This is a genomic window from Neochlamydia sp. TUME1, from assembly GCF_000813645.1.
Taxonomy (GTDB): domain Bacteria; phylum Chlamydiota; class Chlamydiia; order Chlamydiales; family Parachlamydiaceae; genus Neochlamydia.
Window position 1 is genome coordinate 1 of record NZ_JRXI01000142.1, and the last position, 15663, is coordinate 15663.

Annotated in this window: 11 protein-coding genes; 4 read left to right on the plus strand and 7 right to left on the minus strand. The window is 37.3% G+C overall.

Annotated elements, in window-relative coordinates:
* The coding region (locus tag DB41_RS07025; RefSeq protein WP_039385899.1) for a leucine-rich repeat domain-containing protein at positions 1-244 on the plus strand (244 nt) is incomplete at its 5' end.
* 1058 nt (positions 245-1302) lie between these two features.
* Here the strand turns inward: DB41_RS07025 and DB41_RS07030 are convergent.
* From DB41_RS07030 to DB41_RS07045, 4 genes are all read right to left on the minus strand, one after another.
* A complete protein-coding gene (locus tag DB41_RS07030; protein ID WP_080502449.1) occupies positions 1303-2811 on the minus strand; it encodes a S10 family peptidase in 1509 nt (502 codons plus the stop codon).
* Between the two features lie 775 nt (positions 2812-3586).
* Positions 3587-5974, minus strand: a complete 2388-nt coding sequence (locus DB41_RS07035) for a hypothetical protein (RefSeq protein WP_039385901.1) — start codon at positions 5972-5974, stop codon at positions 3587-3589.
* A gap of 168 nt (positions 5975-6142) precedes the next feature.
* Positions 6143-6784, minus strand: a complete 642-nt coding sequence (gene pncA, locus DB41_RS07040) for a bifunctional nicotinamidase/pyrazinamidase (RefSeq protein ID WP_039385903.1) — start codon at positions 6782-6784, stop codon at positions 6143-6145.
* A 3-nt stretch (positions 6785-6787) separates the two neighbouring features.
* Positions 6788-8188, minus strand: a complete 1401-nt coding sequence (locus DB41_RS07045) for a nicotinate phosphoribosyltransferase (RefSeq protein WP_238578461.1) — start codon at positions 8186-8188, stop codon at positions 6788-6790.
* A 234-nt stretch (positions 8189-8422) separates the two neighbouring features.
* Between DB41_RS07045 and DB41_RS07050 the strand changes: the two genes are divergently transcribed.
* Entirely contained in the window at positions 8423-9178 is a 756-nt protein-coding gene (locus DB41_RS07050) for a hypothetical protein (RefSeq protein ID WP_052243984.1), read from the plus strand.
* A gap of 378 nt (positions 9179-9556) precedes the next feature.
* Positions 9557-11443, plus strand: coding sequence for a signal peptidase I (gene lepB / locus DB41_RS07060; RefSeq protein ID WP_052243985.1), 1887 nt, complete (start codon positions 9557-9559; stop codon positions 11441-11443).
* Positions 11444-11993: 550 nt separating this feature from the next.
* Here lepB and lpxK read toward each other — a convergent pair.
* The 3 genes from lpxK to DB41_RS07075 all read right to left on the minus strand — a co-directional run bounded on the left by lpxK (position 11994) and on the right by DB41_RS07075 (position 15182).
* Positions 11994-13037 (minus strand): tetraacyldisaccharide 4'-kinase, encoded by a 1044-nt coding sequence (gene lpxK / locus DB41_RS07065; RefSeq protein WP_238578460.1) that lies wholly within the window; start codon positions 13035-13037, stop codon positions 11994-11996.
* Between the two features lie 114 nt (positions 13038-13151).
* Positions 13152-13751 carry an SIS domain-containing protein gene (locus tag DB41_RS07070; protein WP_039385907.1) on the minus strand — a complete coding sequence of 200 codons (600 nt, stop codon included), beginning with the start codon at positions 13749-13751 and terminating at the stop codon, positions 13152-13154.
* A 741-nt stretch (positions 13752-14492) separates the two neighbouring features.
* Positions 14493-15182, minus strand: a complete 690-nt coding sequence (locus DB41_RS07075; RefSeq protein WP_039385908.1) for a hypothetical protein — start codon at positions 15180-15182, stop codon at positions 14493-14495.
* Positions 15183-15431: 249 nt separating this feature from the next.
* On the opposite strand from DB41_RS07075, the gene DB41_RS12330 reads away from it, so the two are divergent.
* Positions 15432-15663 (plus strand): transposase family protein (locus DB41_RS12330; RefSeq protein ID WP_039385909.1); only part of this gene is annotated, 232 nt, incomplete at its 3' end.

Sequence of the window (15663 nt, forward strand, 5' to 3'; positions counted from 1 at the left end):
TCTGCCTGCAGAAATCGGGCAGCTGTCTGAGCTCCAAGAGCTTGAATTAAATCAAAACCAGCTCACCGCTCTGCCTACAGAAATCGGGCAATTGTCTCAGCTGCAAGGGCTTGACTTAAGCAAAAACCAGCTCACCGCTCTGCCTATAGAAATAGGGCAGCTGTCTCAGCTGCACACGCTTAAATTAGCGGAAAATCCTTTGAAAGATATCGCCGAAAAAATAAGGCAGCGTTTTCGATTGTAGAATGATCGTAAGTACTTTTTAAATTGGGGGGCTAAAATGAAATAAAAAACTTTTAGCCATCTTATCTTTAAACAAGTAATCCGCACTTAAATCAAAACCAGCTCACCAGCCTTCCTGTAGGAATAGGTTAGCTATCCAAGCTGCAAAAGCTCCACTTAAGTGGCAACCTGCTAACCATCCTTCCTATAGAAATAGATTAGCTATCTCAGGTTAAACACCTTCATTTAAATAGCAGCTAGCTTACCATTCTTTCTATAGAAATAAGCCAGCTATCGCAACTGTAATTGCTCTTCTTGCAGAACAATCAGCTCACCTCCGTTCCTACAGAGATTGGACAGCTATCGAAGCTGCAATGCCTTAACTCAGATAATACGCTTTCAAGCTACTTCTTATGTAATCCCTTACTTTATAAAATTCCTTTCATTAGGTAGAAAGGCAACATTCAAAGAGCTAGGCATGCGGACTTAGTTTTTTTAAAGCGTATAATAAACATCTTACCAATATTCCCCCAGAGATAGTACTACTACGTTAAATTTAAGAGGAATCAAAAAATAGCCTTTTAGATGAGTCGTGAATAGCTTGGCAAAAAGGGCAAATGGTAATCCCGACTTTGACAGTTGTTTTCTAAGTAGATAATTATTAAAGGATTACATTCAAAAATTCAGACACAACATAGGGGTTGAAACGTAGTAGTAATAGGGCAAATTTTTCAGCTTAATAGACTTTCCTTAAGATACAACCAACGCAGAAGATTTTCTTCTAAAAAAAGATTTCACCTTTCAGGAAATTGTCTTATCTCTGCAGGAACGGAAGCAAGCTAGCTGTTTTCTAAACTAGACACTTGCAGTTGAGACAGCTGCTTTAGGGTTAAATAAAGGCAGGATATAAGAAATTCCTAGGAGTATACTCTCTGCAATAAAGCTCTTAAACTAACACAGAAAAAGCTCTACCCCTCCCCCAGGAATAAAAAAGCTCCTTTCTCTTATAAATTAAATAAAAACACTTATGTAAGAGGGGGCAATGAGATGATCACACACCCCGTATTTTTTGTGGTAATGCTATAATTTTTTCATCCATCGGCTTATATCCTCCTTCATTTTAATCAAAGAAGATTTTTGCACATACATCATATGCCCTGCCGGGTAATAATGTATACTGGCCCGACTCTGTAAGTCCGAGGCAAGCCGAAGATGATTAAAAGTATAGTCAGTAGCAAAAAAGGGGGTAGCTAAGTCATAGTAGCCGCTTCCTACAAATACTTTTAAAGCCTTATTTTGGGTCATTACGTTACGCAACGCAGTTGACATATTTAAAAATTGATTGGTATATTTACTATAATTCCAAGTTGAGTGAAGATTTGCTAAAATCTTATATTCTTGGTCATTTTTTATCTTAAGCTCTTTTCTAATGTACTGATTGAAGGCAGCTGTAAAAGTTCCTGCAATTGCATCAAAGCTCGGATCATAGCTAGGATAATCGTTACATGAATTTAATGCTTCTCCTTTAAAGCGAGAATCAAAACGCCCTACAATCAAATCTTGAGCCCTTAATAATTCTTTGGAAAAACGTTGTGGGCTAATCCGCAAATTAGCTTTTTTGATAAATTCAGGGGATAGTCCTGTATAGTCAGCCAATTGGGCTACAATCTTAGCATATTCATGGGCACTTAAACTATCTCCTTTCATTAAAGCAGATGTATAATCTGTTAAAGCAAAGTCTTTAACGATTTCCAATGTTTTATCTAAGTCTCCTTGTAAATTTTCCCCTAGCTTTTTATGGTACCAGGCGGTAGCTGTATAAGTAGGTAAATAAAGAGGGTAAGGAAGATCATTACCTTCATTATAATCATTGAGCGTTTGAAAGTTCAATACAGACGAGATAAGAATCATCCCATTTAGATAAATATTTAGCTCATCATGCAAATAACCTGCTAATCCTGCTGCACGCGTCGTTCCATAGCTTTCGCCTGCTAACAGCTTGGGAGAATTCCATCTTTCATACTGCGTAATAAATTGACGGACGAACTCACCCAGTGACTCAATATCTTCGTCCACCCCATGAAATTGTTTAGCATCTTCTCCAGAGGCCACACGGCTATAGCCTGTAGAGATTGGATCAATAAATACCAGATCAGCTAAATCTAAGAGAGAATGAGGATTATCAATCACTTGATAAGGAAAAACCCCCTCTCCTTCATCGCTTAGAAGGACACGGCGAGGTCCAAAAACACCTACATGTAACCATATAGACGAAGACCCTGGGCCTCCATTAAAACAAAAAATAAGAGGGCGTGCAGCTGGTTCTAAAACCTCTTCTTTAAAATAAGCAATATAAGAAATACTAGCTTTTGGCTTCGATTGATCATTTCTAAGCAGGATATTACCAGCAATTGCTTTATAAGGTATTTCTATATTATTAATTAGTATTTGATGCCTAGTCTCAGAAATTATTTCTTTAAGGCAAAGGGTTATGGATCCTTCCTCTTTTTTATCTGCCTTTTCTTCTGCAAGAAGATGAGCTGTACCAGATATTATTCCAATCACTGCCCATAAAAAAATTTTATACATACTCGCCTTTCCGTTTTTATTAAGCATTTTATAGCATGGAGAAAAATGAAGGGCAAGTTCTAATAAAAATAAGAAAGGAATGAACAATTGAAAGATAAAGCTAAAAATAAAGGCTTAACAGGAGGCCTTATATTTCACAAGAAAGCTGTAGGCTGCTAGGAATAGATTTTCTTTGAGAATAAAGGAGCTTAACTAGAATAAAGTAAATTATTCTTTTCTTCTAAGCATCCCAACCGCATGGGCTATCTATTCTCTAAGGACCATAAATATATTATATTTTTCATCTTTTCAAATTACTTTTCTGCAAATGAGTAGAACAGTTTAATCGCTGGCAATAGGGCAGCCTTGCCTTGGAAGCTAAAAAAACAGCTTTTTCTTTTACCTTTCGTGCAAGATTTGCAAGCTAATTTATATGCTTTTGAGCCGCTTTTTATGCAAACATATGCTCAATAAAATTCATATTTTGATAAAAAAATCAGCTTTTAAGAGATAATTTTTTTAGAGTGGGCAAAGAGAGCTTGTTTAAACGCCATTATTTACTTTAGTAATTTTTGGTGAGCGATCACAGGCGCCAGAGCTGCTTAAACTCTTAATCCACAAAAGATAATGTAAAGCAGAACGTACGGTAAATAGAAAAAACAGCTATTTACAAGCATTTTTGGCTTTGCAGAGGCCCACATAATCACATCTAAAGCTAGGCTTACCTGTGACCGCTTATAATTTATGACAGTTTTTCTTTTTTAGCCCTCTTTTCTATTAAATAAGTGATAAGCCTCTACTCTTTCAAATTAATTTGAATTTGATGCCTATCATTTTGGCTAACAACATCGCGATACTTTTCTTTATACTTATTAACTTTTAGCTTGGCTTCTTCCAAGAGTGCTTCCAACCTCATAACTTCTCCTTCTCTTTCAGCCTCTTTTTCACTTAAAGTACCAAAAACCTCCCAAAGCTTATGCTCCTCAAATTGCTGCTTAAGATGCATAGCTTGATAGTGCTCTTCTTGATAATTAATCCCATTCACTCCAAGGTATGTCTCTCTAATGCGTGTCTTATTAAACCTGTATCTAGCAGCTACCTTTTTAAAGACTTTTTTACTTTGTCTTACGAGTTTTTCTAGCTCTTTAAATGTAAACTCTGTGGTTGAAAGACGTCCATCCATATACTCAGCATTAGCATTCCTCATACGCTCATGGCTCTTGAAAATTATCTGAGCAGAATTTATATCTTCGTTCTCAGGTATAATAATAGTAACATCTGCAGTGTTTTTATCAGGTCGAATGGCTTTGTTATCTATAGGCAAATTGCTTTCATGACCTTCAGGTAAGTCTACTCTTTTTATCCACTGTTTAAATATTACCCTTTTACCATCTGACCTTTCCTGCCTCCTTTTCATAATTTTATGAAAAGCTTGTCCACGTGTAGTTTCTAAGAGAGAGAAGTTTTTATTATACTTTTTTAACCATAGCTGCTCATAAAGTCTAGGAACTTCAATTTTCTCATGATGGTTCTTTAATATCTCTCTATCTTGACTAGATAGTGACTGGGCATTACTTTGAGCTAATCTACTTTCAACCTGCCACTCCACAGCATTTTTTGCTGACTCCATAATCGCCTGGTCGATTGTTTTATCGTTCTTTAGCTCATACGCTGTGTTTTTAAAAGAAGAGCTGGCAAATAGACGGTTTAATTGCCTTGTAACTATATCTTTTAATTTAGAAAAATGCTCAATGGAAGAAAAATCTTTTCGATCTTTCGCCCTTCTGAGGCGCTTTACTACTTCTGCGGTTGCAGCAGTCATTCTTTGCTTAAGATGATGGCTTGCCTGCAAAGCAAAATCTTCCAATTCTTTGTGCGCAGCCTCATTAAACTCGTAAGCTTGATTCTCGATAATGTAGTGAATCTTAGCCATGGATAAATTCTGATTAACACGGGCCGCCTCTAGAAGCGTCTCTTGTGCTTTAATAAATGCTTTTATTTCTTGATCTATTGCCTCAATTTCGCCTGCAGATAAAATTTTCCGTAGCTCTTTTGCTTTTGCTTGTAAAGCTTTCTCAATTCTTCGATCATAATCGATACACTTCTGCTCTTTCAAGACGGTATGAAAATATAAAGCATAATAAGTGTCTCGGGTAGCTTCTATCCAAGCCTTTTTCTTCTCTCGAGGTGAAATAATTGAGCTTATAGTTTGACTAACTTCTTCAGGGGTAAGATTCCAGCGATAATAGCAAGCCATATAAGCGTGATAAAGGCTAAGAGACTTAAAAGCGAAAGGTTGATTTTTTACTATCCCCTCACTTCTCCAATTAAAATAGTAAGTTAAAAATGGGTGAAAATCTGGCTCTAATTCCTTTTTAAATACAAACGGATCGGTTAAGTTCTTCCAATATTTAGCTTTAATTAAATCCCATTCAGCTGAACCTAACGCTCGACCCCGTTGCTTTTCGTAATTAATTTTAGCTTCTTCACGTTTCTTTTTTGTAGCTTCCTCGATAGCTAAGCATAGCCGACTTTTACCTAGTAGCCCCTCTTTTATAGCGAATGAAGGAGCTAATAAATACTCTCTTAGCTTCTCTTCCGTATGCTCATCAATCCTTTTCCTAATTCTTTTTCTATAAGGCTTTGTACATTCTACCTTTTTTAGATGCATGATAGCTTTACTTTTGCGCTTTTGCTTTGCAAGCTCTGGATTACAAATCAAGCCTAACTGATGATGAATCCATAGATTGGCCTTAACCGAAATAAAACCTACAATCAAAGAAGAAAAAAAGCCCAGGCTATAATTAACTATCTTTAGAATGCTTTTTCCTAGGTCTTTAGCAGTGGGACAATGAGACACAACAATAGGTAAAACTTGCATACATTTGCGTCGAAATGTAGCAGCTGGGCGATCTACCCTTGTTAAAGATATTACTCTCCGCGCAAGAGAGGCTCCGGTGGATACCATAGAGGAAGCAGGTAAGATGAGAGCTATCAGAGGGAACCGTAAAGTATTACAAAAAACTCCTTGGAGATCCAGCGCAAGCACCCCCAAATTAGCAACGCGCGCTCTTCCAGCTGCCCCCTTCTTCTCCCATTTAGAGATTTTATTCATAAGGCTATCGAGAGGATGGGAATGAAACCAACTGCTAAATGTAGAACCCGTCATATTTTCTATAGTCATACTCCCTCAACCTATAAATTTAGCTAGAAACTTTTAATAATAAGATTTAATATATTTAATTATTAGAAAAAAATCAATCGATAGATAGAGTGCTTTATAAAATATTAGTAATTATCCTTTTCCGCTTTAATCACGGATGCTTGCAGTCTTTAATTAATGTTTTATTACTTATTTCTGGTAGCTCAAGGTTAAACTTTTAATAACCTCTTTTGTCTCAATAAGAGAGCCGCCCACTTGCAGAATTTCATTTAAGTGTTTTTCTTCAGCTGCCGGCAATGGATTAACAGCTTTACAGGCATCAATAATTACATACACCTGATAATTTAAATTTAAAGCATCCAGAGCAGAGTATTTCACACAATACTCGGTAGCCAAACCTACTAAAAAGATCTTTTTAATTCCCTTACTTTGTAAAAAGTTATGTAAATCTGTAGCTTTGCTTCTTCCATTATCAAAAAAAGCACTATAGCTATCCATTCTTTTATCCGTGCCCTTATAAATCACTTTTTGCACCCTATGAGAATCCCAGCCTGCAGAAAATTGCGCTCCTACTGAATCTTGCACACAATGTATAGGCCATAAAACTTGCTCTAAGCCATCTAAATGGATCACCTCTCCTACCTCTTTTCCATGGGAAGAGGCAAAGCTCACATGACCGAGAGGATGCCAATCTTTTGTAGCTACAATTATCTCAAAAGGATGGCGTATAATCTTATTAAGATTAGGGAGAATCTTTTCAGCATCTTTAATGGCTAAAGCTCCTGGAGGAAAAAAATCGTTCTGAACATCGATAATCAGCAAAGCGGTCATAAATTATTCTTCCTTCATACCCTTTTTAGTAAAGAAAGAGCTTTGGCAAATTTGGGGGCGTATGTGATTAACTACTTGGCTTTTGTAAGCATGTAGAGATTTCTCCATGCCCACCAGGTAAGGACAAGGGTGTTTTAAAAGCTTAGAATTTTTAGGAAACTTTTCGAGTTCTTTAAGAGTTCTTTCACGAATTTTCTCTAGATTAGGCAATGGATATACACATTTTCCTTGGCGGAAAATAGGGACTAACAGCTCTTCACTTTGCAATTCCTTTTTTAGAACAATTTGTTCGGTCGAATCATTAAGGTTAATAAGACAAGGTTCAGGGCTCACAGGCATATTTATATCATAAATCATATCAGCAATAGGAGAAGAACTTGTATTGCGAAAACGGCGCACTTGCAAAATCCCAGGATTAGAAATTTTTATCATCTGTTCGGATAATTTTAATTTATATTTCCAAGGCCCCTCAGGATCGCGCAAAGCCGACAGCTTATAAACACCATCTAGCGCCGGGCAATCGTGAGAAGTAACTAATTTGGTGCCTACTCCCCATACTCCTATGGGAGCTTTTTGATATTTAAGCTCACTAATCTGGGTTTCATCTAATTCATTACTTGCTACAATGACTGCCTGAGGGAACCCGGCTTCATCTAGCATTTTTCGGCTTGTATGACTTAAATAAGCTAAATCGCCTGAATCTAGGCGTATGCCATGAAAGATTTTACCTTGGCTCTTTAGCCACTGACCTACTTGTATAGCTTTTTTTACTCCTTCAACGCTATCATAAGTATCTACAAGAAAGAGGCTATTAGCGGGCATACTTTGGGCAAGAGTCTTAAAAGATTCTAATTCATCATCAAATACCATTACCCAGCTATGAGAATGAGTGCCTTTAACCGGTATGCCAAATAATTTTCCTGCTAAAACATTGGAAGTTGCATTACATCCCCCTATATAAGCTGCTCGGCTAGCTGTAAGGCTGCCATCAAAGCCTTGAGCTCGTCTTAAGCCAAATTCTAACACTTGGTCACTTTGCGCAGCAACACGCACTCGAGCGGCCTTAGTTGCTATTAAAGTAGGAAAATTAATTAAATTTAGTAAGGGACTTTCTAAAATTTGGCATTGAATTAAGGGGCCTTGAATGCGCAATAAAGGCTCATAGGGAAAAACAATGGTACCTTCTGGTATTGCATCTAAATGACAAGAAAACTTCATATTAGATAAATACTCTAGAAAGTCATTTGGAAAAGCAGGCGTTCCCTCAGGGTTTTCTAAGCTTGCTAAATAGTTTAGATCGCTAGAGTCAAAATGAAAATTTTCTATAAAATTAATGGCGGCTTCAAGCCCTGCTGTAACAGTAAATCCCCCCTGAAAAGGAGCACGGCGAAAAACAGTTGAAATACGGCTTCTTTATACTCCAAACCGGCTTTCCAATATCCATAAGACATAGATAGCTGATATAGATCTGTGAATAAGCCAACAGATTGATTATACAATTGCAAACCTATTTTTCCTCCATTTAACGGGCTTTCAAATAAACAGCATTAGCATACAAATTTTAAGATGTTTTATTCTACCGTTAAAAATTAAAGAAAGATAAGATATTCTAGGATAAGTTGATCAATTAGGAAGCGTATGCATAAAAATTTTTACATTTTTTTAATCGCCTTCTTTTGCTGCCATTTTTTTCAGTTAAATGGGCAAGAGCTTTATTTAAAAGATAAATTGAGAAAAGCAACCTCAGGGGATTATATTGTTACTTTACAAAATAAAACTTATACTTTTTTGCTTATCGACACTTTTGCCTCCCATGAAATCTCTTTAGAAGAAATTACAGTTCCTAGCCAAAGTATTCAATTAGAGGGATTTTTGTGGAAAAAGTGGGTTGAACAAAATGCTCCTGGGCATACCTCTTGGGTGCGGTATGTAATCGATACTGCTTCGGGGCATCTAGGTGAATATTTTTCTTATACAAAAAATGGATGGTATACAATCCCAGAGGGAGAAAATTTCTTATCCACTTTATTAAATTTAAAATTCTATAACATTCCTATTAAAGAACGAAGGAAAGTAGGCCCCCCTCCTCCTTCCCAAGCTAGCGACAGAAGACCCTACTGGCAACCTAAATTAGTTTTTGAAGGAAAGGTAATCCCAGGGATAAGTTTTGAAGCATGGCGCACTTTTTGGCCGAAAGATGGTAGTGAACTATCGGGCAAAATCATTGAAATCTATTTGCCTCAAACGGCAGGTATTTATCCCTCTTATTTTCCTTATTGGTTACAAGTCAGCGGAATTGTTGGGAAAGCCAAAATTCACATGATTGATAGCGGCAAAGGAGCGCGCGGTAGAGGAGCTCCTGCTAAAGAGAGCCCGCTAAGGAAAGCTGGCTAAGTTATCAACAAAAACTTAGCATTTTCCACTTTTTATTTTTAAATTTTTTTTCTTGCTAACAATCCACTAAGATTTCTTCTTATTGTGTTTATAGTTAAGCGCTTACTTATCTTTTCTTGTATTTTTTAGCCTGATATTTTTTCCAAAATTTTGTTTCATTTTTCGTTATAAGAAACTTTTTACACACACCTTCTAAACAAAATTTCCACAGAATTAGTCCTCCTAGCTCTCCATTTTTAGGGCATAAAGCGTACAAAAAGCGCACAAAAAAAGGAGGCTTACTAGCTGTTTGCAAAATTTAGAAGTGTTCTTATTTTTATATTTGCTTTTGGTGAGCGTTTTATTTACGATGCTAATCTTTAAAAAATTAGGGATTCCATGAAAATTTATACTCTTAGCAAATCCCGCTCCATTCTTGTGGCCGGCTGTAAACGCTATAAAAGAAAATATAAGGCCTTAGCTTTAGAGCAAAAAGCTACCTTAGAAAACCTTTTAGAGAATTTGGATCAAGCCATTCTTCAAAAAAATAAAGAAGAAGCTAGTAAATTAGCACGTATCCTAGAAACGTATAACCAAGTAACTTTAAAAAAATCCCTATTTGAATACCTCCGAGAATTTGGCGTAGTTATCCTCATCGCCCTATTTATGGCAACCCTTTTACGTCAGCTAGTATTTGAAGCCTATGAAATACCCACAGGTTCGATGAGACCTACTTTCCGAGAACAAGATAACGTGTTAGTTAGCAAAACAAGTTTTGGTATTAACACCCCTTTTACGACAGGTCACCTCTATTTTGATCCTTCTCTTGTACAAAGAACCGGGATTGTAATTTTTTCAGGGGATAATATTGATTTGCCGGATACTGACTCTCACTACTTATGGCTTTTTCCTTATAAAAAACGCTATATTAAACGCTGTATGGCTAAGCCTGGAGATACGGTTTATTTTTATGGCGGTATGATTTACGGAATGGATAAGAATAAAGAAGATCAGGCCGAGCTACGTAATAGCCCTTGGATAAAAGATTTAAGCTATATTCCCTTTTTTTACCTAGAAGGTCTAGTGACGCGTCCGAGAAAAAATCAATTCGTTTTTAATCAAATGCACCAATCCATTGGCCGTATGACTATCCTCCCTTCCAATCAGGTAATGGGTGAAATATACAATGGCAAGGAATGGATTAAAGATGAGCCCCTGGCTTCTGTCATACCTCATCAGGAGATCAAAACCTACAGTGATTTTTGGGGGTTTCGCAATTTTGCGCTTTCTCGTCTTCTAAATCAACAGCAGCTAGCAGATCAAAAGTTGCTTAATAAAGATGTAGCTAGCCCAGGCCTTCTTTATTTAGAAATGCGGCATACTCCTTGCCTTAATTACCCGGAAACGCTTTTCCAGCAAAGTCGCTTGGGTATTAAGCCACTGGTAGGTGCTTTTACCACAATCATTCCTTTATCTCAAAACCATATCGATACCTTAATGAACACTATGTATACGGCTCGTTTTGTGGTGCGGGAAGGACGTGCTTCACGCTATAGCTACAATTCTTCTAGCGTAGCCAAGGATAGCCCTTTAATGCCGACAATCCCTGACGGCACTTATGAATTCTACAATGGCATCGCCTATCAAATAGGCCTTGCAAGCCTGGCTTGGGAACTTCCTAGAAACCACCCTATTTATAGTCGGGATCCTGCTCATGTTCAGCTGCTATACAATCTTGGCATGGAAATGAGCACTCATTATGAACCTACAGCTGCTAACCAATTTTTATATCCTGCACGTTATGCCTATTTTAGGGACGGAGCATTATGCACCTTAGGCGCGCCAATTTTTATGCCAGAAGATCCTTATCTTCTTGACTTTAACAAAAATGAGGAGATGCGAGAAGAGAAAGCTCCAAAAGCTGCACCCTATATTGCTTTTAAGGACCATGGAGCGCCTTTAAAAGAAGATGGCTCCTTAGATAAAGATTTTATTGAAACTTTTGGCCTAAAAATTCCTGAAGGATACTATCTAACTTTAGGAGACAATCATGCAATGAGCGCAGATAGCCGTGTTTTTGGCTTTGTACCAGAAGCTAATTTACAAGGCGCTCCTGATTGGATTATTTGGCCGCCAGGACCGCGGTGGGGTACTCCTCCTCAGAAGCCCTATCCTTGGTTCAATATTCCTCGTTTGATCGTGTGGACAGTTCTTAGCCTAATTAGTATCATTTGGTGTACGCTACGCTCCTATCGCTTAAAGAGACCTCTCTTTAAAAGATTATGAAAAAGACTAAGCTGTTTTTTAATAAGCTAAGGATTGGGCTTTTATAGCTAACCAGACGCTTTTGAGCAGCACTTTATGCAAACATCTATTCAAGAAAGACTCATTTTTAAAGAAAAGGTAAAGCTTTTAAAGGATGAATTTTCTTTTTTTAGATTCTATTAAGGCATTTTTTAAACGAGATAGTACGCTTAAAAAAAACTTAATCTACATACCTAACCTTTTAGAAGCTGTCTTTCTATTTAACGATAGGGCTTTATAGGGTAAGTGGCTGCATAAGAAGTAACTCAAAAGAGTATAATTAGAAGAGCGTCTTGCAGCTTTTAACTGCCTAGGCATAATAGAGCTGCTTTTTGGCTAACCTCGCAAAGGAAAATTTAAAAGATAATAAACCAATATTCTTTAAACAGCCGAAACATCTCTCTTGGTTTTAGTTTAGCAAGCTCTCCAGCTAACTTAAAAAACACGTGATATTTCTTGAACTTTTTAAATAAAGTCTAGGATTTAATAGACTTCCACTAAGCTAGAGTTTAGGAAAGCTAAAGATTCAAATTTATATCCTGCGCTTAATGTAGTGTTTGGTTTTTTCTATGAAACCCTCCCAATGAATCTTTCCTTCAACAATTTTCAAATTCATCTTTAACCAACCGATTGGCTGGCCAGATAGAGCTAATTCATCAAGTTTTACCCTATCTTTTTCCGTGCATAAGATCCACTCCGCTCCCTTTGCCTTAGCTCTTTCACAAAATTGGATTAAACTTTCCGTAGTAAAAGTTAAATGATCTAACATGAATTCGGTATCCACCGGCTCTGCCCCTAATTGTTTCACAGTTTGATAAAAATAATCAGGATGAGCGATTGCGCAAAAGATTCCTACTTTTTTTCCTACTAACTCCGCTAAGGGCTGTCCCTGTAAATCCAATACCTCTGCCACTTCCATTTTTGTGGCTATCAGCGGAGCTTCTGAAAACTTGCGAATCTCTTTTGTTATTGACTGAAACTGCTCTTTATCTTGTATATGATTAAGGACAATCAAATCTGCACGAGAAAGAGAAGAAACAGCTTCCCGCAGAAAGCCACGTGGTAGAAAGTACCCCTGGCCAAAAGGATCTAAAGCATTAACAACCACAATCTCATAATCGCGAGCTAATTTACGATGCTGCATCCCATCATCTAGTAAAATTAGCTGGGCTCCTGCCCTAACCGCCATCTTGGAAGATTGCTGGCGGTTTTTACCTACAATGATATGAGCTTTTGGTAAATTCTGTGCTAAAAGGTAAGGTTCATCCCCACAATAAGCTGCAGGATGTACAGGTCCGTTGCCATAGCTTAAAATCACAGGTAAAGGAAGATGCTCGGCTTTAGAACGATAACCTCGCGATAAAATAGCAAGAGTAAAGTCATTGGAAAAAGCTTGTGCCACCATTAAGGTAACAGGAGTCTTGCCAGTACCTCCAACCACAATATTGCCAATGCTAATCACCACGGGCACAGGTGCATGATACTGCTTGCAACAACCTTGATCAAACGCCCAATTGCGGCCAGCTATAATCAGTTGATAAATCCAGCTAAGAAATCTAAGTAAAGTTTTGGCCATATGAGCCAAAGCCCCTTGCTTTTTACCTTGAATAAGATCAACCAAATAAAGTTCTAGCTTTTTTAACATACAAGTTTAAGTCATAGATTACAGGGTTATGAAGAGCCAAAACTTTTATTTACCTAAAGCGGATGCTGAAGAATAAAAAAGCCTATTTTCTACCAGTTCAATGATGATATGGATAGCAGCCATGTGTGCCTCTTGAATTCTATCAGAGGTTTCAAATCCATCAATAACCATTTCTAAATCTGCCATGCCTTTTAGCCGCCCACCGGTCTTTCCTAAGAATGCGATTATTTGCATTTGATAAAGACGAGCGGCTTCAAAAGCTTTAACAATATTCAAAGAATTTCCACTAGTGGTCAAGCCAACAAAGATATCGCCAGGCTTTCCCAGCGCCTCTATCCCTCGAGAAAAAATATTTTCATAGCCTAAATCATTCCCCACGCAAGTAAGATGACCAGGTTCTGACAAAACAAGAGCGGGCAAAGCAGGTCGTGTCTGCCGAAAAACTCCCGTAAGCTCCTCTGCAAAGTGTGCCGCATCACATAAACTACCACCATTGCCGGCAATAATCAATTTATTTCCCCGGCTAAAGCACTCTGCAATCAAAGAAGCTGCCTGCTGCAGGAAAGCTTGATTATGGGGCAATAAAAGCTTTTCAACGGCTTGAATGCTTTGCCGAATGGCCGTAAGGACCTTAGAATTAGACATTATTATTCTCAATTTTTAATAACATTCATTAAATGCTAGCAAGCTTGCCTATTTCAAATCAAGAAAGGAAAAAGCAACGCTGTAATTCCTGCAAATAAAAATTTTAATATTATGAGGTAAACAATCTGCAGAAAGTTTTTCTATAAATAAAAGTTTCCCCAGCGCTTTTGCTACAGGGTGTTTTCTATATCACGTAAAACCTATGGAATCAGAGGGTTAGATTTCATTTTAAATTTTTATATCAATAAGTATCAGGGGTTATTAGCCGTGCATACATGCTATCGACAAATTAGAGAACAAGAAATGTGGCAAAAAACTTCGCAAACCGTTTTTTAGACGAGCTAAATTGAATAAAAAAAGATTTCACACCCACCGAAGGAAGATTTTAGGTTCTCCAAGCAAGCCTTGTCATGCTTTTTAAGATAAGTTTCCTTTAGCCCTTTTAAGATTCTAGGTAGGCCCTCATTTGAAGGCTCAGGATTGAAGAGGAAAATCATTCGGCCAAGTTAACCGCTATTGAACCTTAACAGGATATCAGCAAATAAGGTCAACTTTGGCTTAAAAAAAACTTTAAGTTTGTCTACCCGCTCCTTTAAAACCTGCCGCTCTACTTACAAAATGACTTTATAAAGTAGGGGATTACATAAGAAGCAGCTTAAAAACCATATCAATAACACTTCTTAGTCGTAAGGCTTACACATTTATTAGCGCTATTTAGAATAAAATCCTCATCGAGTAGCTTTAACAATTGCAATAACCACATTGATGACAATATCCACAAGGTGTTTCCTCTTCAAAGTTTGAAAGGATTCCCGAACTTTCTTTGCTCAAAATCGTAGATATAATATCCATAATTAGACAAATTAAACCCCCAAGGACAGGAATACTTTCAAAAACTCCTCTTGCCATCCATTTAAAGCTTCGGGTGGTTAGTGAATGCAAGTGTATACTATTAAAAAAACGATACTCTTGAATCCCTTTATAAATTCGAAAAATCCCCATAGCAGTCCCAATGAGAGGGAGATAGCCTAAAACTTTAGAGGAGCGTGTAGTAGTAAAGCTAATTGTAAGTTTAGCGCCCGAAGGAAAAAGCTGGATCAGTTTGTTTAAGGAGTAGCTTTCCGATTTCCAAGCAAACGGACACTCCATTTCTGATGTTAGAGGCATTGGTTTTATCTCGGAGAACAATTGAGATATTGGCCCTGCCTCCAAGAGGGGTTGAGATATTAGCTCTGCCTTCCAGAGGGATTGAGATATTGGCTCTGCCTTTGGTAACAGTCGGGATATTAGCTCTGCATTCGGTAAGCTTTGAAATATCAGTTCTGTCTTAGGAAACGTTTGAAATACTAGGGGCGTATTTGATAACGTTTGAACCATTGGCTGTGCCATTGGTAACGTTTGAAATATCGGTTGTGTTGAGAAAATCGACATTTAATCACCTTAGTTAAACTTATTGAATAACTTATAATTATAGCTATCAAAAACAATAAAAACCAGCAATTTAATTTCCAGCCCAAACAAAATAATTATTAAACTTTCCCAAGGATGTATTAGTGCTAGCACCTGTAAGGGTCTTCGGAGGTCTACGTGGTAAAAAATTTCTTTAATACTAAAAGTAGTTAAATAAAAATAGCATTTGTCACATCCTAATGTTTGCAAACATAGAAGGAGGGTGAACAAATGCTAAATAATGATTATCTAACAAAACTTATTAATTTGGAAGGGGTAAAGTTTAAGGATATTTATATTCAGGAGGATACAGTTAGAATTTTAATTACTCCTATAAATCCTACACTGCTATGCCCATACTGTAGTCAGCCCACGTTTAAGTTAGTTGATATTAAGTCAAAAGCTTATCGTGATGTGGATTTAGCTGGACGAGCTTGTTACATTGAAATTGATTTAAGAAGGT